This window comes from Dactylosporangium sp. NPDC051087, assembly GCF_055586325.1.
Genome location: NZ_JBVJIJ010000012.1, coordinates 111061 through 134325, shown reverse-complemented (window position 1 = coordinate 134325; position 23265 = coordinate 111061). Strand labels below are relative to the sequence as shown.

The 23265-nt window shown below is 74.4% G+C and carries 24 protein-coding genes; 8 read left to right on the top strand and 16 right to left on the bottom strand.

The features are described from left to right. Positions 1-12: 12 nt before the first annotated feature. The 5 genes from ACZ6TV_RS23630 to ACZ6TV_RS23610 all read right to left on the bottom strand — a co-directional run bounded on the left by ACZ6TV_RS23630 (position 13) and on the right by ACZ6TV_RS23610 (position 4582). Positions 13-1716 carry an ATP-binding response regulator gene (locus ACZ6TV_RS23630; RefSeq protein WP_465299395.1) on the bottom strand — a complete coding sequence of 568 codons (1704 nt, stop codon included), beginning with the start codon at positions 1714-1716 and terminating at the stop codon, positions 13-15. A gap of 178 nt (positions 1717-1894) precedes the next feature. After that, a complete protein-coding gene (locus ACZ6TV_RS23625) occupies positions 1895-2917 on the bottom strand; it encodes an ATP-binding protein (RefSeq protein ID WP_465299394.1) in 1023 nt (340 codons plus the stop codon). Further along, complete coding sequence (locus ACZ6TV_RS23620; RefSeq protein WP_465299393.1) at positions 2905-3312, bottom strand: ATP-binding protein; 408 nt, start codon at positions 3310-3312, stop codon at positions 2905-2907. The genes ACZ6TV_RS23625 and ACZ6TV_RS23620 overlap by 13 nt, the downstream gene beginning before the upstream one ends. Beyond that, positions 3309-3716 carry an STAS domain-containing protein gene (locus ACZ6TV_RS23615; protein WP_465299392.1) on the bottom strand — a complete coding sequence of 136 codons (408 nt, stop codon included), beginning with the start codon at positions 3714-3716 and terminating at the stop codon, positions 3309-3311. The genes ACZ6TV_RS23620 and ACZ6TV_RS23615 overlap by 4 nt, the downstream gene beginning before the upstream one ends. After that, positions 3716-4582, bottom strand: a complete 867-nt coding sequence (locus ACZ6TV_RS23610; protein ID WP_465299391.1) for an STAS domain-containing protein — start codon at positions 4580-4582, stop codon at positions 3716-3718. Before ACZ6TV_RS23610 ends, ACZ6TV_RS23615 begins: the two co-directional genes overlap by 1 nt. 118 nt (positions 4583-4700) lie before the next feature. Here ACZ6TV_RS23610 and ACZ6TV_RS23605 point away from each other — a divergent pair, with 118 nt between their 5' ends. After that, positions 4701-4979, top strand: a complete 279-nt coding sequence (locus ACZ6TV_RS23605) for a DUF6582 domain-containing protein (protein ID WP_465299390.1) — start codon at positions 4701-4703, stop codon at positions 4977-4979. 136 nt (positions 4980-5115) lie between these two features. On the opposite strand, the gene ACZ6TV_RS23600 is transcribed toward ACZ6TV_RS23605, so the two are convergent. Beyond that, entirely contained in the window at positions 5116-6102 is a 987-nt protein-coding gene (locus ACZ6TV_RS23600) for a malate dehydrogenase (protein WP_465299389.1), read from the bottom strand. Positions 6103-6170: 68 nt separating this feature from the next. Beyond that, the gene (locus ACZ6TV_RS23595; protein ID WP_465299388.1) at positions 6171-6950 is read right to left on the bottom strand and encodes a methyltransferase domain-containing protein; all 780 of its coding nucleotides are present in this window, start codon (positions 6948-6950) and stop codon (positions 6171-6173) included. 41 nt (positions 6951-6991) lie between these two features. On the opposite strand from ACZ6TV_RS23595, the gene ACZ6TV_RS23590 reads away from it, so the two are divergent. Next, positions 6992-7240, top strand: a complete 249-nt coding sequence (locus ACZ6TV_RS23590) for a hypothetical protein (protein ID WP_465299387.1) — start codon at positions 6992-6994, stop codon at positions 7238-7240. 131 nt (positions 7241-7371) lie between these two features. Here ACZ6TV_RS23590 and ACZ6TV_RS23585 read toward each other — a convergent pair whose 3' ends face one another. Genes ACZ6TV_RS23585 through nth form a run of 3 tightly spaced genes read right to left on the bottom strand, consistent with a single transcriptional unit; the run spans position 7372 to position 9008 of the window. Further along, the gene (locus tag ACZ6TV_RS23585; RefSeq protein ID WP_465299386.1) at positions 7372-7659 is read right to left on the bottom strand and encodes a nucleoside triphosphate pyrophosphohydrolase family protein; all 288 of its coding nucleotides are present in this window, start codon (positions 7657-7659) and stop codon (positions 7372-7374) included. Beyond that, positions 7649-8110, bottom strand: a complete 462-nt coding sequence (locus tag ACZ6TV_RS23580) for an SMI1/KNR4 family protein (protein WP_465299385.1) — start codon at positions 8108-8110, stop codon at positions 7649-7651. Before ACZ6TV_RS23580 ends, ACZ6TV_RS23585 begins: the two co-directional genes overlap by 11 nt. A gap of 22 nt (positions 8111-8132) precedes the next feature. Further along, positions 8133-9008: an endonuclease III gene (nth, locus tag ACZ6TV_RS23575; protein ID WP_465299384.1), complete on the bottom strand. Its 876-nt coding sequence runs from the start codon at positions 9006-9008 to the stop codon at positions 8133-8135. Positions 9009-9104: 96 nt separating this feature from the next. Between nth and ACZ6TV_RS23570 the strand changes: the two genes are divergently transcribed. Beyond that, complete coding sequence (locus tag ACZ6TV_RS23570; protein WP_465299383.1) at positions 9105-9383, top strand: hypothetical protein; 279 nt, start codon at positions 9105-9107, stop codon at positions 9381-9383. 24 nt (positions 9384-9407) lie between these two features. On the opposite strand, the gene lon is transcribed toward ACZ6TV_RS23570, so the two are convergent. Next, on the bottom strand, positions 9408-11714 hold the full coding sequence (gene lon / locus ACZ6TV_RS23565; protein ID WP_465299382.1) for an endopeptidase La: 2307 nt from the start codon (positions 11712-11714) through the stop codon (positions 9408-9410). Positions 11715-11970: 256 nt separating this feature from the next. Continuing rightward, positions 11971-12966, bottom strand: coding sequence for an FAD-dependent monooxygenase (locus ACZ6TV_RS23560; protein WP_465299381.1), 996 nt, complete (start codon positions 12964-12966; stop codon positions 11971-11973). Positions 12967-13021: 55 nt separating this feature from the next. On the opposite strand from ACZ6TV_RS23560, the gene ACZ6TV_RS23555 reads away from it, so the two are divergent. Genes ACZ6TV_RS23555 through ACZ6TV_RS23545 form a run of 3 tightly spaced genes read left to right on the top strand, consistent with a single transcriptional unit; the run spans position 13022 to position 15163 of the window. Next, positions 13022-13594 carry a TetR/AcrR family transcriptional regulator gene (locus ACZ6TV_RS23555; RefSeq protein ID WP_465299380.1) on the top strand — a complete coding sequence of 191 codons (573 nt, stop codon included), beginning with the start codon at positions 13022-13024 and terminating at the stop codon, positions 13592-13594. Continuing rightward, complete coding sequence (locus tag ACZ6TV_RS23550) at positions 13591-14787, top strand: MFS transporter (RefSeq protein WP_465299379.1); 1197 nt, start codon at positions 13591-13593, stop codon at positions 14785-14787. The genes ACZ6TV_RS23555 and ACZ6TV_RS23550 overlap by 4 nt, the downstream gene beginning before the upstream one ends. A gap of 10 nt (positions 14788-14797) precedes the next feature. Beyond that, positions 14798-15163, top strand: coding sequence for a hypothetical protein (locus ACZ6TV_RS23545; protein WP_465299378.1), 366 nt, complete (start codon positions 14798-14800; stop codon positions 15161-15163). A gap of 20 nt (positions 15164-15183) precedes the next feature. On the opposite strand, the gene ACZ6TV_RS23540 is transcribed toward ACZ6TV_RS23545, so the two are convergent. After that, positions 15184-15933 (bottom strand): PP2C family protein-serine/threonine phosphatase, encoded by a 750-nt coding sequence (locus ACZ6TV_RS23540; RefSeq protein ID WP_465299377.1) that lies wholly within the window; start codon positions 15931-15933, stop codon positions 15184-15186. Between the two features lie 122 nt (positions 15934-16055). Then, the gene (locus ACZ6TV_RS23535) at positions 16056-16349 is read right to left on the bottom strand and encodes a hypothetical protein (protein ID WP_465299376.1); all 294 of its coding nucleotides are present in this window, start codon (positions 16347-16349) and stop codon (positions 16056-16058) included. 115 nt (positions 16350-16464) lie between these two features. On the opposite strand from ACZ6TV_RS23535, the gene ACZ6TV_RS23530 reads away from it, so the two are divergent. Continuing rightward, complete coding sequence (locus ACZ6TV_RS23530) at positions 16465-18576, top strand: ATP-binding protein (protein ID WP_465299375.1); 2112 nt, start codon at positions 16465-16467, stop codon at positions 18574-18576. Here the strand turns inward: ACZ6TV_RS23530 and ACZ6TV_RS23525 are convergent. Next, on the bottom strand, positions 18573-19142 hold the full coding sequence (locus ACZ6TV_RS23525; protein WP_465299374.1) for a GNAT family N-acetyltransferase: 570 nt from the start codon (positions 19140-19142) through the stop codon (positions 18573-18575). The two genes, ACZ6TV_RS23530 and ACZ6TV_RS23525, sit on opposite strands and share 4 nt — an antisense overlap. Positions 19143-19223: 81 nt before the next feature. Between ACZ6TV_RS23525 and ACZ6TV_RS23520 the strand changes: the two genes are divergently transcribed. Next, positions 19224-19865 carry a hemerythrin domain-containing protein gene (locus ACZ6TV_RS23520; RefSeq protein ID WP_465299373.1) on the top strand — a complete coding sequence of 214 codons (642 nt, stop codon included), beginning with the start codon at positions 19224-19226 and terminating at the stop codon, positions 19863-19865. A gap of 30 nt (positions 19866-19895) precedes the next feature. Here ACZ6TV_RS23520 and ACZ6TV_RS23515 read toward each other — a convergent pair whose 3' ends face one another. Then, positions 19896-23264, bottom strand: a complete 3369-nt coding sequence (locus ACZ6TV_RS23515; RefSeq protein ID WP_465299372.1) for a BTAD domain-containing putative transcriptional regulator — start codon at positions 23262-23264, stop codon at positions 19896-19898. Between the last annotated feature and the right edge of the window lies 1 nt (position 23265).

Sequence of the window (23265 nt, the reverse complement as noted above, 5' to 3'; positions counted from 1 at the left end):
GCCGCGGGCCGCTCACGCGGTGACCCGGGCGACGACCTCGGCGACCATCCGCCGGGTCAGCGCCGACTTCGCCAGGACGGCCGCGGCCCCGGGCACGTGCGCGGCGTCCGCACCCGTCACCACGACGACGGGGACGCCGCGCAGGTCCGGTACACCGGCCATCGCGGCGATCAGCTCGCCGCCGTCACCGCCGGGCAGCCGCAGGTCCAGGAAGATCAGCGACGGGTGCTCTCGGGTCGCGATGGCGAGGGCGGAGCGGGTGTCGGCGGCCTCGTGGACGTGCTCGGCGATCCCGGCGAGGTGCTCGCGCAGGACCTGCCGGGCGGCGGCCTCGTCGTCGACGACGAGCACGACCGGCACGTGCGGCAGGTCCAGGTCGTCCTCCGGCGCGGGACGCAACGGCACGTCGAGGGTGAAGGTGCTGCCCTCCCCCGGCTCGCTGACCATGCTGAGCCCGCCGCCGAGCAGCGTCGCGAGCCGCCGCGCGTAGGGCAGCCCGAGCCCGGTCCCGCCCGTCTGGTGCGCGCCGCGGACCTGATGGAACTCCTCGAAGACGCGGCGCTGCTCGGCGTACGGGATGCCGATGCCGGTGTCGGCGACCGCGATGTGCAGCCGGCCGTCCAGCACCAGCGCGCCCATCGCGACGCTGCCGGCGTCGGTGAACTTCAACGCATTGGTGAGCAGGTTGCGCAGGATCTGGGTGAGCAGCAGCTCGTCGGTGACCAGGTCGATCGGCTCGGCGGGGTCCGCGATCTCGAACTGCACGCCGGGCTTCGCCAGGGGGCGCAGCGTGCCGCGCAGCTGGCCGAAGACCGCGCCGAGGTCGACCTGCGCCCAGTTGGGCTCGATCCGGTTGGACTCGGCCTTCGCCAGGTCCAGCAGGTCGTTGACCCGGGCGAGCAGGTCGGCGGCGGAACCCTGCACGAGGTCCAGCTGGTGGGTCTGGTCGGCGGTGAGCGGCTCGGAGCGCGGGTCGAGCAGCAGCCGGGACAGCCCGATGATCGCGGTGACGGGCGCGCGCAGCTCGTGCGACACGTTGGCCAGGAAGCGGCTCTTGGCCTCGTTGGCCTCGCGCAGCTGGGCGGAGCGTTCGTCGAGCTCCGCGTACAGGGCGACGACCCCCTGATTGGTCTGCTCCAGCTCCTCGGACAGCTGCGTGTACAGCGCCATCACGCCGCGGTTGGTCTCCTCCAGCTCAGCGTTGAGGGTGAGCAGCTCGTCACGGTGCGCCTGGACCTCCTCCAGGGCGGCGACCAGCTGCCGGTTCTGCACGCTGAGCTCGTCGAGCGCCGTCGTCGGCCGGCTGGCGGCGAGCTCCTGCCGGGCCGCGTCGAGCCGGTCGTGGTCGACCTGGGCGGGCAGCCTGCGCGTCAGGCTGATCCGGTCCCGTTCCACTGACACCTCGTCCATCAGCCGGCCAGCAGCGGCCGTGCCCTCGGGCGGACTGGCCCCGATGGCGTCCGCCTCTACCACGATGACCAATCTGGGCCTCGCGGAAACCTCGGCGGTGAAGGTCACCGTGGCGCCGATCGTGTGCCGGCCGATCTCGCTGAGCGCGGTAGCCACCCTGACCTGGTCCTGGTGCTCCATGCCGAGGGCGGCGGCGGTCTCCCGGCCACGCTGCCGCAGCACGAACACGTCCTGCTCGCTGTGCAGCGTCATCCGCAGCAGCGGCTCCGGCCCGGCGCCGGGCTCGGGGTCCCGCCCACCGGTCACGACCGCACCACCACCGTCCGGGCGCAGGACCCGGCCGCCGGCCCGCGACCGGCCACGGCCGCCGGCTGATCGGCGGTCACGACCGGCTGCCGATCGGCGGTCACGGCCGTGGGCCGGTCGGCAGTCGCGACCGGCGGCTGATCGGCGGTCACGGTGGCCGTTGCCGGCCGGCAGGCGGTCACGGGCGCACCACCGCCACGCAGGCGTCGTCGCGGCGGACGCCGGCGTCGCGCAGGAGCGTGCCGGCGATGAGCAGCGGGTCCTGGCGGCTCAGGCCGGGATAGTCCCGCAGCGTCCAGCGGTCCGACACGCCGTCGGAGTGCAGCACCACGACGCCGCCCGGGGGCAGGTCGTAGGAGAACTCGCGGACGCCGCGGGCCTGGTGCCCGACGATGCCCGGCATGCTCACCATGCCGCGGCGCTCCCCGCCGGGCGACGCGATCGTGCCCGCCACGTTGCCGAGACCGGCGAAGCGCACCGCGTCGCCCTCGACGCGGGCGACCGACACGGCCGCGCCCCGCGTGTGCGACACGACCCGGTGCACGTGCTCGACGATCGCGCCGGGCGCGTCGAGGTCGCTGCCGAGGAACGCGTCGACGACGGCGTTGGCAGCCGTGGCGGCGAGCGCGCCGTGCCCGAGACCGTCCGCGACGAGCAGCAGCAACGCCCCGTCCCGGGTCCGCGCCGCCCAGCGGTCCCCGCACTCGGTCTCGCCGGTGATCGGGCGGGTCAGGCCCCCGACGACCGGGACGTCGACCTCGCGGCGGTCGGCCCACAGCTGCGCCGTGAGCACCGTGCCGCGACCCGGCAGCGAGTAGCCGCCGGAGTGGCTCGACAGCCTGCGGACCGCGCCGAGCCCGATGCCGAGGGTGCCGGCGGTGGACGTACCGTCGGAGCCGCTGAAGACCAGATCGGCCATGCCGGGACCGCTGTCGACGGCGACCAGCTCGACCCCGCCGTCGCCGCCGGCACGCAGGCAGCGCACCGACAGCGCACCGACGTCGGCGTGCCGGTGCAGGTTGCTCGCCAGCTCGGCGGCGACGATCGCGACCTCGCCGGCGCGCTCGTCGGTGAATCCGAGCCGGCGGGCGCAGTCGACGGCGACGCGGCGGGCGACACCCGCGGCGCCCGCCTCGTCGACGGGAATCCAGCCGAGCTCCTCGACCAGGGGCACCTGGACCGGCGGCGTCACCGTGCCCACTTGGTCACCGTGATCCGGGTGCCCTCCCCGGCCGCGGTGTCGATCTCGAACTCGTCGACGAGGCGGCGTGAGCCGCTCAGCCCGAGCCCGAGGCCGCTGCCGGTGGTGTAGCCGTCGGTGAACGCCAGCTCCAGGTCGGCGATGCCCGGCCCGGTGTCGACGAACTCGGCGCGGACCCCGGCGCGGCGCCCGTTGTGCACCTGGCCGACGACGGCATGCCCGCCGCCGCCGTGGATGAGGGTGTTGCGCGCCAGCTCGCTCGCCGCGGTGACCAGCTTCGTCTGGTCGACCAGCGGCAGCTTCGCGGCGAGCGCGATCACCCGGACGGCCTGCCGCACCCGGACGACGTCCTTGTCGTCCGTGATCGGCAGCCGCTGCGACTCATGATCGGTCATAGGGGCACGTCGTCGGAGCCGCGGACGCTCAGCACGCCCACGCCGCGGACCTGCTTGGCCTCGGCGAGGATCTCCAGCGCCTTGTCGACGTTGAGCGCGGTGCGTACCCCGCGCAGCGACAGGCCGAGCTCGACCAGCGTGATCGCGACGGCCGGGCGCATCCCCACGACGACGGTCTCCGCGTCCAGGACCCGGGACACCGACGCGATCGTGGACAGCATCCGGCCGATGAACGAGTCGACGATCTCCAGCGCGGAGATGTCGATGACCACGCCGTGCGCGCCGGTCTCCACGATCCGGTCGGACAGGTCCTCCTGCAGCTGCAGCGCCGTCTGGTCGTCGAGGTCGATCTGGATCGAGACCAGCAGGATCTCGCCGATCTTCAGGACGGGCACGCGGTCCATCAGACCGCCTTGTCGCGGCTCGCCCGGCGGACCACCTCGACGCCGCTGGCACGCAGGGCGTGCAGCAGCGCGTCGGCGAGGTTGGACTTCGTCACGATGTCGCCGAACTCGATGCCGAGCGCGACGACGGTCTGCGCGATCTGCGGCCGGATGCCGGAGATGATGCACTCCGCGCCCATCAGCCGGGCCGCCACGACCGTCTTCAGGATGTGCTGGGCGACCTGCGTGTCGACCGCCGGCACGCCGGTGATGTCGACGATCGCGTAGCCGGAGCCGGTGTCGACCAGGGTCTGCAGCAGCTTCTCCATGACCACCTGGGCGCGGGCCGAGTCCAGCGTGCCGACCAGCGGCACGGCGACGACGCCGTCCCACAGCTTCACGACCGGCGTCGACAGCTCCAGCAGCTGCTCGGTCTGGTCGGCGATCACCGATTCGCGGGTCTTGGTGTAGCTCTCGAACGTGAACAGCCCCATGTCGTCGACGACCAGCGACAGCAGCAGGAAGTCGGTGGTCGCCAGGTCGCCCGTGCCGGACTCGGTGAGGCCGAGCACGACCTCCTTCACGGCGAAGACGAGGCTCGCGGTCTCGCTGGGCGTGAAGCCCTGCCGCGCCCACGCCCGGGACAGGTCCGCCAGCGCCGCCCGGGACTCGCCGCTGTCCGTGCCGGCGACGTCGCCGACACCCTGCTCGCTCAGCACCGCTTGGAGCGCACCGAGGATGTCGCGCACCTGCCGGGTCAGCTCGTTGCTGGTGAGCCGGCCGCGCAGCGTGCGGGTCGCGATCTCCGTCCAATGCCGCACGATCGCTTCCTCGTGCGCGGCCAGGAACGCGGTCAACCGCTGCCTCGCCTCGGCATCCACCTTCACTCGTGATCTCCTTCGGCCTGTGTCCGTCGGACCAGACGGTACCGTCCCGAGCAGCCCACGGCGAACGATGCCGGGGATCGGTGTGTCACGACTGCGTCACCAGGGAAGAAATACGGGCATGGAGACGACATGGAGGCCCTTCGAGGCACACGGCACGCTGTCGGAGGAGACCCGCGAGCGCCTGCCCGACAGCGTCTACGCGTTCCCTGAGCAGCGTAAACTGCCGCTCACCGACGCCAAGCACGTCCGCAACGCGGTCGCCCGCTTCGACCAGGTCCGCGGCGTCAACGACAAGGACCGCGACCTCGCCTTCGCGAATCTCACGGTGGCGGCGAAGCACTACGAGGTGGAGCTGTCGGAGCACAGCTGGCACGAGCTCGGCCGCACTCCGCACTGACACCACGCGCCTCGCCTCGCCGATGCCGCGCGCCGCGCCGGAGCCACGCGGGACCACGCGGCGCGCCGCGAAGACGCGCCGGCCCGCTCGCCGTGCGGGGTGAGCGGGCCGGCGTGCACGAAATGATCAGATCAGATCAGATCAGGCCGAGCCGCTCCACCGCGGTGCGCTCCTCGGCGAGCTCGGCGACGGACGCGTCGATCCGGGCCCGGGAGAAGTCGTCGATCTCCAGACCCTGGACGATCTCCCACTTGCCGCCGCGGGACACGACCGGGAACGAGGAGATCAGGCCCTCCGGCACCCCGTAGGAGCCGTCGGACGGCAGCGCCACCGACGTCCAGTCACCCTCGGCGGTGCCGTTCACCCAGTCGTAGACGTGGTCGATGGCCGCCGACGCCGCCGACGCGGCCGACGACGCGCCGCGCACGTCGATGATCTCCGCGCCGCGCTTGGCGACCCGCGGGATGAACTCGTCGGCATACCACTGCTGGTCACCGACGGCCTCGGCGGCGTTACGGCCCGCGACCTCGGCGTGCAGGATGTCCGGGAACTGCGTCGCGGAGTGGTTGCCCCAGATGGTGACCTTGCGGATCTCCGAGACCGGCACGCTGAGCCGCTGCGACAGCTGCGCGACCGCCCGGTTGTGGTCCAGGCGGGTCATCGCGGTGAAGCGGTCGGCCGGCACGTCCGGCGCGTTGCGCTGGGCGATGAGGGCGTTGGTGTTGGCCGGGTTGCCGACGACCAGGATCCGGATGTCGTCGGCGGCGCCGGCGTTGATCGCCTCACCCTGCGGCTTGAAGATGCCGCCGTTGGCCTCGAGCAGGTCGCCGCGCTCCATGCCCTTGGTGCGGGGCCGCGCGCCGACGAGCAGGGCGACGTTGGCCCCGGAGAACGCCTGCTTCGGGTCGTCGAACACGTCGACCCCGGCGAGCAGCGGGAACGCGCCGTCCTGCAGCTCCAGCGCGGTGCCCTCGGCGGCGCGGGCGGCCTGCGGGATCTCCAGCAGGCGCAGCTTCACCCGGGTGTCGGCACCGAGCAGCTGACCGGACGCGATGCGGAACAGCAGCGCGTAGCCGATCTGGCCGGCGGCACCGGTCACGGTTACGTTCACGGACTCGCTCATCAGACTTCTCCTGCGGCAGCGGCGGGTGTGCTTGTCCCCACAAACTATCCCTGGCCCCCAACGACCGTTCACTCACCGCCGTTTTGATGTGGCTTGTAGCACTCGATCAGGTAGCGGCTCGTGGAGGCGGCGAACGGGCCGTCGGCCTGGATGCGGTCGTGCAGGGCGCGCAGCTGCTCACGGTAGGCGTCGACGGTGAAGCCCGGCACGATCCAGATGACCTTCCGGAGGAAGACCGCGACGGCGGCGACGTCGGAGAACTCCATCCGCAGTCTCACCTCGCGGAGCTCCTTCACCGCCAGTCCCGCGGCGCGGGCGGCGGCCGCCGCGGCGTCCGGGTGGCGGCCCTGGCCGACCGGGGTCGGGCCGAGCATCGCCTCGGTGAGCTCGTGGACGCTGCCCACGCCGACGTGCTGGGCGAGGTACGCGCCGCCCGGGCGCAGGACCCTGGCGATCTCCGGCCAGCCGGTGACGACCGGGTGCCGGCTGCTGACGAGGTCGAACGTGTCGTCGCCGAAGGGCAGCGGGTCCTCGTCGGCGACGTGGGCAACGGTGCCGCCGTACGGGGCGAGCGCCCGCGCGGCGAGTGCGGCGTTCGGGGCCCAGGACTCGGTGGCGGCCAGGACCTCGGGGGTGGTGCCGGCGCGGCGCAGGGCCCACGTGACGACCTCCCCGCCGCCCGTCTGCACGTCCAGGGCGGCGCCGGCGGTCCGGTAACGCCGGGACAGCAGGTCCGCGTACCCCCACGGTGGCCGCTCCTCGGTCGCGCGGCCGTGGAACCAGGAGAAGTCCCAGCCCTCGACGGGCACGGTCGCGCCTTCGGCGAGGAGCGTCTCGAACTCTGGCATGACGTGGTTGCACCTTCCGTGGCAGGGGAATCACTCACAGCATGACGATCATTGCGCAGACCCAGGTGTTGTGGCTGGCCACGGCCGCCGACGACCAGATCCAGGCCGGCCGGGTCATCGGCTGGCAGACCGAGCACGTGCAGCCGGTGCCGTTGGTCGCGTGGACCGACGAGACAGGACTGCTCAGCCGGGTCGGCACGCCGGTCAGCTCGGTCGTGTGGCTCGGCGACACGCGCGGTGAGGTGGTGGAGTCGGCGCAACGCGAGTCACGCCAGCCCGCCCTGGGATAGCGGCCGATGCCAATGCTGTGTCGTTCTGGACCTGCGACGCAACCCGGTTTCCGCTTCGGAGGTCATTGGTCTTCGTACATCGATTACCGCTGACCGGCCGGGTGATCGTCAGGAACGAGGGGGCCCGACGATCACCCGCCGGCCCGGTGCCAGCGCTCGAAGGTCTCGCGTTTGGCCGCCGCACGCCGCGCGACCTCGTCGTCGATGCCGTTGGCGGCGGTGAGGTACCCGATCGCGGCGAGCAGGTCGCCGCACTCCTCGACGAGCCGCTCGCGCAGGTCGGAGCCGTCGTGGTGCGCTGGACGGCCGCCGGTGGCGATCAGCTTGCCGACGACCTGGAGCAGCTCGCCGGCCTCCTCCGCGACCTTCGCCACGCCGGGCCACACGTCGGAGCCGATGCCGAACGGTTCACCGGCCAACGCGCAGGCCCTCCGCGGCGACGAACTCCAGGAAGTCGTCGGCGGCGTGCTCGACGTCGCCGTCCTCGTGGTAGCGGAAGCTCACGGCGTCCTCGCAGATCCCGTTGTGGACCACGAAGCCCCAGTAGTCGCCGGTGCCGACGGGCGCGACCGCGACGAACCCGCTGCCGTGCTCGTCGGCGGGCTCGTTGGCGCCGAGCAGCGTCTCCACCCAGCGGCGGCCCTCGTCGGCGGGGAGCAGCTCGACGAAGAGGAAGCGGCCGGCACCGTACCGCAGCAGGAACCCGCGGTACTGCTCCGGCAGCCGCACGCCGAGCCGCCGCTGGACCCGCACCAGGTCCGCCTCGGTGGCCCGCCAGTGGTCGAAGACGGCGACGTCACCGTCGCGCTCGAGGGCCGCGTAGCGCCGCAACGCCTGCCGCAGCAGGACGTCGAAGTCGGCGAATCGCACCGGAGCAGTCTGCCACCGGCGGTCACTTCAGCAGCGCCCGGGCCTTCTCGGGGTCGAGCTCGCCCTTGCCGCCGAGACCGGCCGACGGGCACTCCTCGGCGAGCGGGCAGGCGCCGCACGCGGGCTTGCGGGAGTGGCAGGTGCGCCGGCCGTGCAGGATCAGCAGCAGGTTGACCGAGACCCAGTCCTTCTTGTCGAACAGCGCCGCCACGTCGGTCTCGGTGCCCTCGACGTCGCGCTCCGGCCCCCAGGCGAGCCGGTGCGCGACCCGCTCGACGTGCGTGTCGACGGAGATCGCCGGGACCGAGAACGCGTTGCCGAGCACCATGTTGGCGGTCTTGCGGCCGACCCAGGGCAGCTCGACGAGCTCCTCGAACGTGCCGGGCACCTCGCCGTCGTGCCGCTCGACGAGGGCCGCGGCCAGCTTCATGACGATCTGGGTCTTCTTCCGGTAGTACCCGACCGGTTGGAGGATCTCCTCCATCTCCGCGGGCTCGGCGGCGGCGAGGTCGGCGGCGGTCGGGTATTTGGCGAACAGGACCGGGGTGACGAGGTTGACCCGCTCGTCGAGGGTCTGCGCGGCGAGGACGGCGGCGAAGAGCAGCTGCAGCGGCGACGCGAAGTCCAGCTCGAGGACCGGGTCCGGGTATCTGGCGGTGAGCAGCCGCAGGATGCGCCGCGCCTGTCTGGTCTTCTCCAGGTCCGGCCCGGCCGGCACGTGGACCACGGCCGTCTTCGAGGGCTTCTTGACCGGGGTCGCCTTCTTCGCCACGGCCTTGGCGGCGATCGCCTGCTTCGGCGCGGCGGCCTTCTTCGCCACGGCCTTCTTCGCCACGGCCTTCTTCACGGGCGCTGCGGTGGTGGGCTCGGCTGCTGGGGTCGTGTTCCGGCTCGGCACGGTGACGAGCCTACGTCGCCGGAGCCGTCGCGGAGGTCCGCCTCGCGGGCGCCCCGGCTGTTACCGTCGGCGGACCGCGAGGGCGAGAGGACGCACATGGCGAGGAAGCAGCGGGTGCCGCGGACCCGTCCGGAGGCGCACGCGGTCCCGCCGGGGCACCGGCTGTACCAGATCCGGATCAACGTGCTGGTGAACCCGGCGGAGCTCGACGCGCTCACGGACCGGATCGTCGACGCGTTGTGCCCGGACGCGTCGCACGAGGGTGACTGCCCGGACCCCTGGTCGATGGTCACCACGGACGCCCGCGGGTTCGAGCCCGGGAGACGGCGGCGGATGCTGGAGGAGATCCGCACGACGAACCCGCCGCCCCTGTAGGGAGGCGGCGGGTCCGGTCGGGGGTCAGGCGGACGGGACCAGGGTGGAGACGTCCGCGGGGCGCAGGGCGAGGGCGAGCACGTCGGCGACGTCGGCGAGGGCGTGCACGGTCAGCTGGGACCGCACCTCCTCCGGCAGGTCGTCGAGGTCGGGCTCGTTGCGCTTCGGGATGACGACCTCGGTGAGGCCGGCCCGGTGCGCCGCGAGGAGCTTCTGCTTGACCCCGCCGATCGGCAGGACCCGGCCGGCGAGGGTGACCTCGCCGGTCATGCCGAACTCGGGCCGCACCGGCCGCCCGGTGGCCAGCGACGCGAGGGCCGTGACCATCGTGATGCCGGCGCTGGGGCCGTCCTTCGGCACCGCGCCCGCCGGGACGTGCAGGTGGATGCGGCGGCCGGCGAGCTCGTTGGGGTCGATGCCGAGGCGCCGGCCGTTGGAGCGCAGGTAGGACAGCGCGATGTGCGCCGACTCCTTCATGACGTCGCCGAGCTGGCCGGTGAGGGTCAGGCCGGGCTCGCCCTCCATCGAGGTGGCCTCGATGAAGAGCACGTCACCGCCGGCGCCGGTGACGGCGAGGCCGGTCGCGACGCCGGGGACGGCGGTGCGCTCGGCCGACTCCGGGGTGAACCGGGGCCGTCCCAGGTACTTGACGACGTCGTCGACGTGCACCGGGCTGTCGTCGTAGGCGACGGCGACCTTGCGCAGGACCTTCGCCAGGGCCCGCTCCAGCTGGCGGACGCCGGCCTCACGGGTGTGCTCCCCGGCGATCGCGCCCAGCGCCGCGTCGGAGATGCTCACCTCGGCGGGCGTGAGGCCGGCCCGGTCGAGCTGGCGGGGCCACAGGTGGTCGCGGGCGATGGCGATCTTCTCCTGCTCGGTGTAGCCGTCCAGGGTCACCAGCTCCATGCGGTCCAGCAGCGGGCCGGGGATGGTGTCCACCACGTTGGCGGTGGCCAGGAACAGCACGTCGGACAGGTCGAGGTCGACCTCGAGGTAGTGGTCGCGGAACGTGTGGTTCTGCGCCGGGTCGAGGACTTCCAGCAGGGCCGCCGCCGGGTCGCCGGCGTAGCCGACGGCGAGCTTGTCGACCTCGTCGAGGAGCACGACCGGGTTCATCGAGCCGGCTTCCCGCAGGGCGCGGACGATCCGGCCGGGCAGCGCCCCGACATACGTGCGGCGGTGGCCGCGGATCTCGGCCTCGTCGCGCACGCCGCCGAGGGACACCCGGACGAACTTGCGGCCCAGCGCCCGGGCGACGGACTCGCCGAGGCTGGTCTTGCCGACCCCGGGAGGGCCGGCGAGGGCGAGGACGGCGCCGGAGCCACGGCCGCCGACGACCTCCTTGCCCAGCGCGGCGCGCCGGTTGCGCACGGCCAGGTATTCCAGGATGCGGTCCTTCACGTCGGCGAGGCCGGCGTGGTCGGCGTCCAGGATCGCCCGGGCCTGCGCCAGGTCGGTGTTGTCGGTGGTGCGGACGTCCCACGGCATCTCGAGGACGGTGTCGAGCCAGGTGCGGATCCAGCCGGCCTCGGGTGACTGGTCGCTGGCCCGCTCCAGCCGGCCGACCTCGCGCTCCGCCGCCTCGCGGACGACGTCTGGCAGGACGGCCTCGGCGACGCGGGTGCGGTAGTCGGCGGAGCCGGACGGCTCGTCCTCGCCGAGCTCCTTGCGGATCGCGGCGAGCTGCTGGCGCAGCAGGAACTCCCGCTGGGTCTTCTCCAGGCCCTCGCGGACGTCGTGGTTGATCTTCTCGTTGACCTGCTGCTCGGCGGCGTGGGCGCGGGCCCATTCGACGAGCAGCTCCAGGCGGGCGGTGACGTCGGGGGCGCCGAGGAGCTGGATCTTCTGCTCCAGGGTGAGCCACGGCGCGTAGCCGGCGGAGTCGGCGAGCTCGGACAGGTCCGTCATGCGTTCGACGGTGTCGATGACCTGCCACGCGCCGCGCTCCTGGAGCACGCCGATGACGAGCGCCTTGTATTCGCGGGCGAGCTCCTTCGCCCTGCCGGCGGGGGTGGGCTCGTCGAGCAGGGTGGCCTCGACCCACAGCGCCGCGCCGGGGCCGGGGACGCCGGCGCCGATGCGGGCCCGGGAGACGCCGCGCACGACCGCCGCGGGCTCGCCGCTGGGCAGCCGGCCGACCTTCTCGAGGACGGCGACGACGCCGAACGAGCCGTATGCGCCGTCGACGCGCGGGACGGCGAGGACCCGCTTGTCACCCGTGGAACGGGCCGCGTCGACGGCCGCCTGCGTGGTGGCGTCGAGCGTGACGGGGATGACCATGCCGGGGAGCAGGACGTCGTCGGTCAGTGGAAGAACCGGGAGAGTAGCCATGTCTGACACCTGCCATCAGGATGAGGTTGAGCGTGTCAGGCTTAAGTTACAAAGCGTTCCCTCTGTTCCCAGAAAGGTCCCGCATGTGACCCAGGCCACCGTAGTCCGGTAGGTCGAAGGCCTCGGCGGTCCGCGTCGCAAGGTGCTTGAACAGGTGTTTCACCGGTGGCAGGTAGCGGATCACGCGGAAGAAGCGGTCCCGCTGGGCGATCTTCCGGTCGGTGGACGGGACGAGGAAGTCCGCGCCGCCGGACGCCTACTGCTGGCAGGTGGCGACGTAGGGCCGCAGGCGCCGCTCGTACGCCTCGAAGGCCCGGTCGAACGGCTGCGTGGCCAGCTCACCGGCCAGCACGTGCGCCCCGACGACCGCGAGGCCGGTGCCGTTGCCGCCCGGCCCACCGGCGTAGCCCGCGTCGCCGAGCAGCCCGACCCGGCCGCGCGACCAGCGCTCCATCCGGATCTGCGTGGTGGAGTCGAACCAGAAGTCGGGCGCGTCGCGCATCGCTTCCAGCAGCCGCGGCACCCGCCAGCCGGCGCCTTCGAACGCGTCGGCGACGATGCGCCGCTGCTGCTCCCCTTCCCGGCTCATCACCGGCTCCCGCTCCAATGTGAAAAACAATGAAATAACGGCTTTGTCGGGTGTGACGCCGCCGATCGTGACCGTGCGGCGCGGCTCGTTGTACATGAGCGCGGTGCGGTCGAGACCGAACTCGTTCGGCATGGTGAAGATGCAGCCGTACACGCCGAGCGACCGCTTCGGGACCGGGCCGAACACCAGGTCGCGGACCTTCGAGTTGACCCCGTCGGCGCCGACGACCAGGTCGAAGCGCCGCGGCGGGGCGTGCCCGAAGGCGACGTCGACGCCGTCGGGGTCCTGGGCGATGGTGGCGATCGAGTCGCCGAAGACGTATTCGACGTGGTCGCGGGTGGCGTCGTACAGCACGGCGCCGAGATCCCCGCGCAGCAGCTCCAGGTCGCCGCTGAAGATCGCCGACGGCAGGGCCGCCTTCCGCCGGCCGTCGCGGTCGACGATCGCGATGTCGCCCATGTGCGTGGCCTTCGCCCGCATCGCGTCGAGCAGGCCCATCCGGCGCAGGACCTCCAGGTGGACCCGGCCGCGGAAGTCGACCGCGTAGCCGCCGCCGCGCAGCGCCGGCGCCCGCTCCACGACGGTGACGCGGTGGCCGAGCCGGTGCAGCCAGAGGGCGAGGGACGGACCGGCGACGCTGGCGCCGGAGATGAGGATGTCCATGGCACGGAAATATACATTCGTCTTATACGCTTGTATAGACCCTAGGATCTGGACCATGGGACATCGCGAGGACCTCCTCGACGGCGCCGTGCGCTGCATCTACGAGAAGGGCTACGGGCGGACCACCGCCCGTGACATCGTCGCCGCGTCCGGCACCAACCTCGGCTCGATCGGCTACCACTACGGCTCCACCGAGGCGCTGCTCAACGCCGCCCTGGAGAAGGCCCTCGAGGACTGGGGCATGCAGATGGCCACCGCGCTGCTGGCCACCGACGCCGACGGCCTCGCCGGCCTGGAGCGCTTCGAGGCGTACTGGAGCAGCGTCATCGCCTCGCTCGCCACGCACCGGCCCGCGTTCATGGCGTCGTTCGACGCGTTCGTGCAGATGGAGCACGCCCCCGCGATCCGGACGATGATCTCCGAGGGCATGCAGGACGCCCGCGGGCTGTGGGCGTCGGTGTTCCACGGGATCGACCCCGTCGCCGAGCCGGAGAAGGCGTTCCAGCTCGGCTCGTTCTACCAGGCCCTGATCAGCGGCGTGCTCACCCAGTGGCTGATCGACCCCTCACGGGCGCCGAGCGGCCGGGACCTCGCCGAGGCGTTGCGGATGATCGCCGCGTCGCTGTGACCCGCCGCGTCGGCGGCATCCTGCTGCTGGGCGCGATCGGCCGGGCGCCGCTGACCGCGGTCGGGCCGCTCGTCGCCGACATCCGCGCCACCGAGCACCTGTCCGGGGCCGCCGCCGGGCTGCTCACCACCCTGCCGCTGCTGGCGTTCGCCGGCTTCTCCCCCGTCGCGCCGCTCGCCGCCCGGCGGATCGGCCTGGAGCGCGCCCTCGGCCTCGCGGTCGCCGTCCTCGCCGTGGGCATCGCGGTGCGCTCCGCCCCGGTGCCGGCCGCGCTGTGGCTGGGCACGGCGGCCGTCGGCGCGGCGATCGCCGGGTTCAACGTGCTCCTGCCGAGCCTCGTCAAGCGCGACCACCCGGCGCGGGTCGCGCAGCTGTCCGGCGGGTACTCCGCGGCGCAGGCGGTCGTCGCGGCCGTCGCGTCCGGCACCGCGGTGCCCCTCGCCGCGCTCACCGGCGGCTGGCGCGCGGCGCTGGCCTGCTGGCTCGCGCTCGTGGCCGGCTCCGCCGCCGCCTGGCTGCCCCGCGTGCTGCGCCCGCTGCCCGTTGCCGCCGCTGCCGCCGGTACCGGCGCGGCATCGGCAGACCCGGGAAGCCCCAGGAAACCGTGGCGGACGGCGCTCGGATGGCAGGTGACCGTGTTCATGGGACTGCAGTCCCTGGCGTTCTACGTGCTCATCACGTGGCTGCCGTCGATCGAGCGGGACCACGGCATTCCCGCGCAGGCGGCCGGGTGGCACCTGTTCGCCTACCTCGCCGCGGCCGTCGTCGCGAACCTCGCCGCGCCCGTCGCCCTGCACCGGGGGCGGGACCAGCGGCTCGTCGGGTTCGCCGGGGTCGCCTGCATCGGGCTCGGCACCGCCGGGCTGCAGTGGCTGCCGTGGACGCCGGCGTGGACCCTCGTCTCGGTCGTCGTCGCCGGGTTCGGCGCGGGCGGCGTCCTCGTCGTGTGCCTGTCGCTGTTCAGCCTCCGCACCGCCGACCACGCCCAGGCCGCGACGCTGTCCGGGATGGCGCAGACCGGTGGGTACGCGCTCGCGGCCACCGGGCCGGTCCTCTTCGGCGCCCTGCACGACGCCGGCGGGTCCTGGACCCTGCCGATGACCGTCCTGTGCGCCCTGATCGCGGTCACCGCCGTGTTCGCGGTGCTGGCCGGCCGGGACCGCCGCATCGGGTGGCGCGGGGCCGTGGGTTAGGTTGGTCGGCGTGGATGATCAGCTGGCCTGCCGCCTGCGTGTCGCGGGTGATGTGTTCGACCTGGCCGGGCCGCCGGCCGCGCTGCGCGACCTGGGCGCCCGGCTGCGGGCCGCGGGTGACGTGTTCGAGCAGCGCATCCTCAACGGCGCCCTGACGCAGCTGCGGGCCGGCGGGCCGGTGCGGGTCGCGCTGCGCGGCGGCCCGACGCTCGAGGTCAGCGGGTCCGCCGAGGCGCTCACGGCGCTGTGGGACGCGCTCGACGTCGTCGCCGGGGAGGCCGAGGCCGCACCGGACGCGGACGGGCCCGCGCCGCACCGGCACGTCGAGGCGCTGACGGTCACCGCCGAGCGCCCCGCCGCCGAGCTCGTCATCTGAGGACCCTGAGAGATGCCGGGCTAGAAGACCTTGACGACGACGGCGGTGGCGTTGTCCCGGCCGCCGGCCTCCAGGGAGGCGGCGACCAGGGCCGAGGCCATCGCGTCCGGGGGCGCGCCGGAGCTCAGGGTGGCCTCCATCCGCTGATACGGCACCTGCTCGGCGATCCCGTCGGTGCACAGGCAGTAGACGTCGCCGGGGAACATGGTGACGCTCAGGACGTCGGGCTCGGGCAGGCCGGGGTGGCCGATGAAGCGGTGCAGCTGGTAGCGGGCCGCTTCCGCCTGCGGCGAGTCGGCGGGGAACCAGCCGTGCACGGCCCCGAGCCACGCCTCGGTGTGGTCGATGGTGAGCAGCTCGAGCAGGCCGCCGCGCAGCCGATACACCCGGGAGTCGCCGATCTGGGTGACCCACGCGCCGGTCGCGTCGGCGACGAGGGCGGTGAGGGTGCAGCCGGTCAGCTCCCGCAGGGTCTTGCCGGCGGCGCGGACCTGGCGCTGGGCGTCGGCGACCGCGGCGAAGAGCGGCGGCGGCGCGAACGGCCCGCGGTGCTCCTGCACGGCGGTGGTGAAGATGTCCACGGCGGTCCGGCCGGCGGTGCGGCTGCCCTCACCGGCGCCCATGCCGTCGGCGACGACCGCGCACAGGCCGGGGCGGCGCTGCAGCTCGGCGGTGTGCAGCACGTCGAAATTGGCCGGATACCGCCGGCCGATGTCGGTGGCGGTGCCGACCTGCAGTAGGCGCCCGGCGCCCTGGACCTCGATCGTCATCGACGTTGAGCGTAACCCGGGGCGGCCCCGAAAGAGACCCGGGTTCATGTGCCGGACACCTCACCGTCGGCACGCAACCGAAACTTGCATCGCGCCTGTAGCGGCGCCGATGCGCACCGTGCTCACGGGCGGCGGGACTCCACCCGCCAGGTGCCGTCGTCGAGGCGTTCCCAGCCGTCGGCCTCGCCGCCGAGCTCCGCGAACAGCAGCACCCGGTCGAAGATCCAGTCGGCGAACTCGTCCTGCTGGTCCTCGTCGAGACCGGCCCGGATCACCGCGCCGAACGTGATCAGCCCCGTGCCCTCGAGGGGCGACGCGCCCAGGATGCCGATCACCGACAGGTCGTCGGGTGCCACGTCGACGCGCTCCTCGACCTCCAGGAAACCACCGTCGGGCATCTCCACCAGAAAGGCCACGGTCCCGACGGTACCCAGCCAGCGGCCGCCACACCCGCAGGCGCGGCCGTTTCGCCTGGTGAGGTAGCCGGTTCGATGATGCCAGTGGGTTGGATGTGGCCGGTACAGTGCGCGGATGGAGTCCGCCGCGGCGCTACCGGCCCCGCTGACCAGCCTGGTCGGCAGGGACGCGGAGGTGCGCGGCACGGTCCGGCTGCTGGCCGCCGGCCATCGACTCATCTCGCTGGTCGGGACGGCCGGGAGCGGCAAGACCCGGCTCGCGATCGCGGTCGGTGCGGCGGTGACGACCCCCGTCTGGTTCGCGGACCTGACCACCATGCAGGCCGATGACGCCGCCGGCTTCGTCCTGGACGCGTTCGCGGTGGCGCGCAGGCCCGACCTCGACGCCACCGGCACCCTCCTCGCCACGCTCGGCGAGGCGCCCGCGCTGCTCGTCCTCGACAACTGTGAGCACGTCACCACCCAGGTCGCCGGTCTCGCCGCCCGGCTGCTCGACGCGGCCCCGGCCCTGACGCTCCTCGTCACCAGCCGCCAGGCGCTCGGACTCGCCGGCGAGACGGTCACGCCGGTCGCCCCGCTGGACGGCGGGACGGCGCTGCGCCTGTTCGAGACCCGGATGTTCGAGCGGACCGGACGGCCGCTGCCGGACGGGCACCGGGCCGGCGCCGCCGCCATCTGCCGCGCCCTGGACGGCCTGCCCCTGGCGGTCGAGCTGGCCGCCGCCCGGGCCGCGCTGCTGTCGGTGCCGGAGGTCCGCCGGCTGCTCGCCGACCGCTTCCGGGTCCTGGCCGACGCGAAGACCGAAGGGCCCGAGCACCACCGCACGCTGCGGGCCGCGCTCGACTGGTCCTACGAGCTGCTGTCGCCGGACAAGCAGGCGATGCTGCGGCAGCTCGCCGTGTTCCAGGGTGGGTGGAGCCCGGCGGCGGCGACGACGCTCCCTGCGTACGGGCCCGGCCTCCTGGCCGCGCTCGCCGAGCGGAGCCTGATCGACACGACCGGCGACCCGCGGGGGCGGATGCTGCAGACCGTCGCGGCGTACGCGGCCGCCCGGCTCGCCGAGGTCCCCGACGAGGCCGCCGCCGCCCGAGACGCCCACGCCCGCTGCTACCTCGACCTCGCCGAGCGGGCCGCCGACGGCATCCGCGGCCCCGGCCAGCGGGACCTGCTGCGCACGTTCACCGTCGAGCAGGACAACCTGCGCGCCGCGATGACCTGGCTGTCCACCCGCCCCGGCGCCGAGGACCTGCGCCTGGCGACGGCGCTGGCCCCCTTCCTGCACTTCACCGGGGTGTACCGGCAGGGCCGCGACTGGCTGTCGGGCGCGCTGGACCGCCGGCCGGACGCGCCGTCGCAGCTGCGGGCCGCGGCGGGTGCGGCCGCCGCGACCCTCGCGATGCTCGACTGCGACTACCCGGCCGCCGCCGCGCTCGCCGAGCAGGCCCTGGGCGGCTCGCCCGGCGGCCCGGCGAGGGGGCGGCTGCTGACCCTGCTCGGCAGTGTCGAGCGGGAACGCGCCGACTACCGCCGCTCGCGGCACTTCCTGGAGGAGGCGCTGACCCTGTACCGCGACGCGGGCGACGCCTGGGGTGAGGGCCGCGCGGCCCAGCTCGCGGGCGCGACCGCGTGGCTGTCCGGCGACCTGGCCGGCGCGGCGGCGCTGCTGGACGCGAGCCTGGTGGCGTTCCGCGACCTCGCCGACGACGAGTCGGTCGCCTCGACCCTCACCCATCTCGGCGCCGTCGCGCATTTCGGCGGCGACCAGCCGGGCGCCCGCCGGCACCTGGTCGACGCCCTGGACCGTTACACCGAGCTGTCGTTCCCGGAGGGGATCGGCTGGGCGCAGGACCTCCTGGGCCGGGTCGACCTCGCGGACTCCGCCGTCGCCTCGGCGGCGGAGCGGCTGCGGGCCAGCCTGTCGATCCACCGGCGGGTCGGCGACCGGTGGCGCTCCGCCAGCGTCCTGGAGGCCCTCGCCGAGGCCCGCCGCCGGCTCGGCGACCCGGCGCACGCGGCCGCCCTGCTCGGCGCCGCCGACGTCATCCGGCACGAGATCGGCGCACCGACCCCCGCCTGCGAGCTGCCGGCCCGGCAGGCGACGGAGGAGGCGCTGCACGCCGAGCTGCCGGGCGCGGTGTTCGACCGGGCGTTCCGCTTCGGCATCCGTACCTCCGTAGAGGACCTCCTCGACCTCGCCGGCACGGCCGGGCAGCTGGCCCGCGCCTAAATCAGCCCGGTCAGCTCGCCGGGGAGCAGGCCGTACATGACGGTGTCGCGGCGGCCGTCCTTGAACCGGACGTTGGAGCGCAGGACGCCCTCGCGCACGAACCCGCACCGCTGCGCGACCCGCGCCGACGCGACGTTGGCCGGCTCGCAGGTCAGCTCCAGCCGCCGCACGCCGAGCCCGTCGAACGCCCACGCCGCCAGGAGCCGCAGCGACCGGGTCGCGACGCCGCGCCCACGGGCCCAGGGCGCGACCCAGTAACCGACGGCGGCCCGCTCGTCCGGGGCGCTGACGTCGTACACCGACGCCGCTCCCCAGACGCGGGCCGGGTCCGCGGCGTCGACGACGGCGAGGTTCAGGGACTGCCCGGCGAGGCGGTCCCGTTCGTTGCGCTCATAGGCGCCGAGCACGTCCTGCTCGGTGGGCGGCTCGACCCCCGGCCACGAGAACCGCAGGCACAGCTCGTCGGAGAACCCCGCGAACCGCTGCGGGGCGTCCTGCCGCCGCCAGGGCCGCAGCAGCACGAACCCGTCGCCGAGCTCCGGGTCGGGGAAGGCCAGCTCCGCCATGGCGGCAGTCTATTGGCCGCCGTTAAGTCGCGGCCAAGTGCGGCGCGGTGTGCTGAAGGCACTTCAATCAGAGGAGCCATCATGCCGAACCTTGTCGGGATCACCGTGAACCACCGTTCGATGCGCGGCGACGCGCGCCGGTTCGCCGGGCTGCTGCGGGACATCGCCGACGGCCGGACGCCGAACACACCCGCGCGGGCGAAGGCGGTCGCCGCGTACCTGGAGACGCTGTGCGACGGGATCCACCACCATCACCAGGCCGAGGACGACGTGCTGTGGCCGGTCCTGGAGGCCAGCGCCGGGGCGGAGGTCGACCTGCGCGAGCTCACCGAGGACCACCGGCAGCTGGACCCGCTGCTCGACGCGATCCGCCGGGACGCCCGGGCGCTCGCGGCCGCGCCGGGCGACCGGGACGCGGCGGAGCGGCTCGCCGGGGCGCTCGGCACGCTGCGGGACATCCTCGACGAGCACATCGACGACGAGGAGCGCACCGTGTTCCCGGTGATCCTGCGGTACGTGTCCGACGCCGACTGGAACAAGGTCGAGACCGCGGTGCGCAAGGGCGGCAAGATGGGCTTCGAGCTGCCCCGCATCGAGCGGTACGCGACCCCGGCCGAGCTCGCCGAGCTCAAGCGGATGGCGGGGCCGATGCTGCGGGTGCTGCTCGCGGCGACCAGGCGCGGGTTCGCCAAGCGTGAGGCCGTCATCTTCGGCGCGGCCTGAGGCGCCGTCCACGGCCTGCGCGCCGCGGCGCTACGGTGCCGCGCTCCAGGGGACGGCCCCCGCCGCGGCGGCCAGGGCGTGTCCCGCCGCGCGGTGCCCGGCGGCCGCCGCGGTGTCGCCGAGGACGTCGGCGAGACCGGCGAGGACCAGGTCGACCGGCGGACCCGTCAGGGATCCGCTGGCCAGGCCGACGAACTGGCCCGCCCACGGCAGCAGCGCCGGGTAGTACTCGCGGGCCCGTGGCACGTCGCGCAGGTCGGTGGCGTTGAGCCCGCGCAGGCCCGTCCACGCGAGCCAGTAGTAGTCCTCGCGGACGGCGACCGTGCCGGGGGTCCAGAGCGCTCCGGCCTCCTCGGTCCGGCCGGCGTCCAGCAGCGCCCGCACCATGAAGTCGTTGAGGGCGTCGGGGAGACGGTCGTACACCGGCTGCAGCATCGGCAGGAGGGTGTCGGTCGTGCCGTCCGCGAGGTGCACGAAGAACACGCCCGCGACGCCGACGAGCGCGGCGTTCGGCTGGCCGGTGCGGGCGATGCGGGCGGTGAGGTCGTTGTACAGCCGTTCGGCGGTGCCGAGGTCCCCGGCGAAGACGGCCCGGACCGCGGCGAACAGCGCCATCACCGACAGGGCGACGCCGAGCTGCCCGGCGGTGGCGTGCCGGACGGCCCGGTCGACGTGGTCCTGCGCGGCGGCGAGGTCGTTGCGTTCGAGCGCGACCTGGAACAGCACGTGGTGCGCCTGCGCCTGGAACTCCACGTGGCCCGCCGCCGTCGCCACCTCCAGCAGCTCCGCGCCGATGGCGGGCAGCTGGTGCCGGCGGGCCGGGTTGAGCACCGCGAAGTAGCGGGCGTTCAGCGCGTGGCAGCGCAGCAGCGGGTCGTCGCCGGCGAGGGTGAGCGCCTCGGCGCTGGCCGCGTCGCAGCGCTCCAGGTCGTCGCCTTCGAGCTCGTAGACGAGCGCGACGAGCAGCCGGCACCGGACGGCGGGGGCGGCCGAGCCGAGCGCCGCTTCGAGGTCGGCGACGAGGCCGGTGTCGATGGCGCGGTCGGTGCGGATCGTCCAGGCGACCGGCGCGTCGTAGGCGGTCAGGGCGGTCTCGGCGGGCACCCCGGCGAGCGCGGCGGCGGCGATGGCCTCGGCCCGGGCGGTGCGGGCGGCGAGGACGTCACCGCTGTTGGCGAGCGCGGACGTCAGCCCGCACAGCAGGTCGTGGCGTTGCGCCGGCGGCAGCGGTCCGGCGTCGAGCGCGCCCCGGAAGAGGGTCGCGGCCTCGCGGTGCGCGTACAGGGCGGCGGCCTGGCGGGCGGCCGCGGCGGCGTACCCGGCGGCCTTCGCCGCGGTGGCGGGGGTCGCGGCGGCGAGCGCGTGGTGCCCGAGCGCGGCGGTGAGCGCATGCTCCGCGGGTGCACCGTGCTGACCGGCCGTGGTCGGCTCGCCGGCCTGCTCCTCGAGCGCGGCGAGGATGCGGGCGTGCAGGCGGCGCCGGCGCAGCAGCGGCATGTCGTCGTACAGGACGTCGCGCAGCAGCGCGTGGGTGAACCTGACCCGTCCCGCCGCCGGCTCCTCCAGCAGCCCTGACACGACGCCGGCCTCCAGGCCGTCGAGGACGGCGTCCTCACCGCCGCCGTCGGCCGCGACGAGCAGGTCGATGTCGACGTCCCGGCCGAGGACCGCGGCGTGCCGCAGCACCGTCTGCGCGACGGCGGGCAGCCGGGTGAGGCGCCGGCGCAGCACGTGCCCGATCCCGGAGGGGATGGCGCGCACGGCGCTGTCGGCGCCCTCGGCGGAGACGAGCCGGGCGGTCTCGGTGAGGAACAGCGGGTTGCCCCCGGTCCGCTCGACCACGACGCCGACCGCGTCGCCGGGCACGCCGAGGTGGCGCAGCAGCGCCGCGCCCGCGTCGGCGTCGAGCCCGCCGAGGTCGATGTCGACGGCGCGGTGCCCGGCGAGCGCCGCCCGGACCGGGTCGAGGTCGGGCCGGGACTCCCCCGGCCGGTGGGTGGCGACGAGCAGCAGCGGCCGCTCCGCGAACGCGACCGCCACGTGCCGCAGCACCTGCAGCGTCTCCCCGTCGGCGCGGTGCACGTCGTCGAGCACGACCAGCAGCGGACCGGACCCGGCCAGCCGCTCCCCGACCGCCTGGGCCAGCGCGAACTGCCCGCCACCGGCCGCGGCGGGCCCGGACGACTGGGCCAGCAGCGGGGCGAGCCGCGAGTCGTCGCCGTCGCCCGGCAGGCCGCGCAGCACCTCGCTCCACGCCCAGGCCGGCGGCGCGCCGTCCACCTCCGGGCACCGGCCCCAGGCGACCCGCCACCCGAGTCGCGCCGCGAACATCCGCAGCAACGTCGTCTTCCCGGCGCCCGCCTCCCCGCCGACCCAGACGACCCGCAACCCGTCCCGCGACACCTCTTCGGCGACCCGGCCCAGGGTCGCGAGCTCCACGTCCCGCCCGAACGCTCCCGGTTTGTCGTCGGCGGCAGGTGTACCGCCCACCGGCTCGGACGGATACGCCCCCGGTGACGTCCCGGACGGATCCGTGCCGAGGGTTTCCTCCCGCGACGGTCCATCCGGTGCGACGGCCGCCGCGCCGCCCTGCGCGCCGACGACCGGCTGGGCGGGCGTGAGGTGCGGCGCGTGGGCGAGGACGTCGGCTTCCAGTGCCCGCAGCCCGGGCCCCGGGTCGACGCCCAGCTCCCCCGCCAGCCTCGCCCGCACCTCGCGCAGCGCGGCGAGCGCGTCGCTCTGCCGGCCCGCGGCGTACAGCGCGGTAGCCAGCAGGTGCACCGCCTCCTCCCGCAGCGGGTGGGCGGTGACGTGCCGCTCCAGGGCGGGCACGACCAGCGCGGCCCGGCCGAGCCGCACCGCGACCCGGCCCCCGGCCTCCACGCAGGCGAGCCGGAGCGCTTCCAGGCGGCCGGCCTCCGGGACGGCCCACGGCTCGTCGGCGAACTCCGCATACGCCGGGCCCTCCCACGCCGCCAGCGCCTCCCGCAGCAGCCCGTCGGCCCGCCCGGGGTCGCGCTCGGCGAGGGTGGTCCCCTCCCGCAGCAGCGCCTCGAAGCGCCACGCGTCGACGGCGGGCGGCGGCAGGTGCAGCGCGTAGCCGGGCGCGGCCGTGACCAGGACCGTGGCCGGGGTGCGCGGCGCGCGGCCGGGTTCGAGGGCGCGGCGCAGGTTCGACACGTACACCTGCAGCGCGGCGAGGGCCTTCGGCGGCGGCACGCCCTGCCAGAGGTCGTCGACGAACCGGTCGGTCGGCACGACGTGCCCGCCGGCGGCGACGAGCCGGGCGAGGACCGCACGCTGCCGCGGCCCGCCGAGGTCCGCGGGCCGCCCGCCGATCCCGGCCCGCAGCGGCCCGAGGACCCCGACGACCGGCGTGCCGGACTGTTCTGTGCGCATG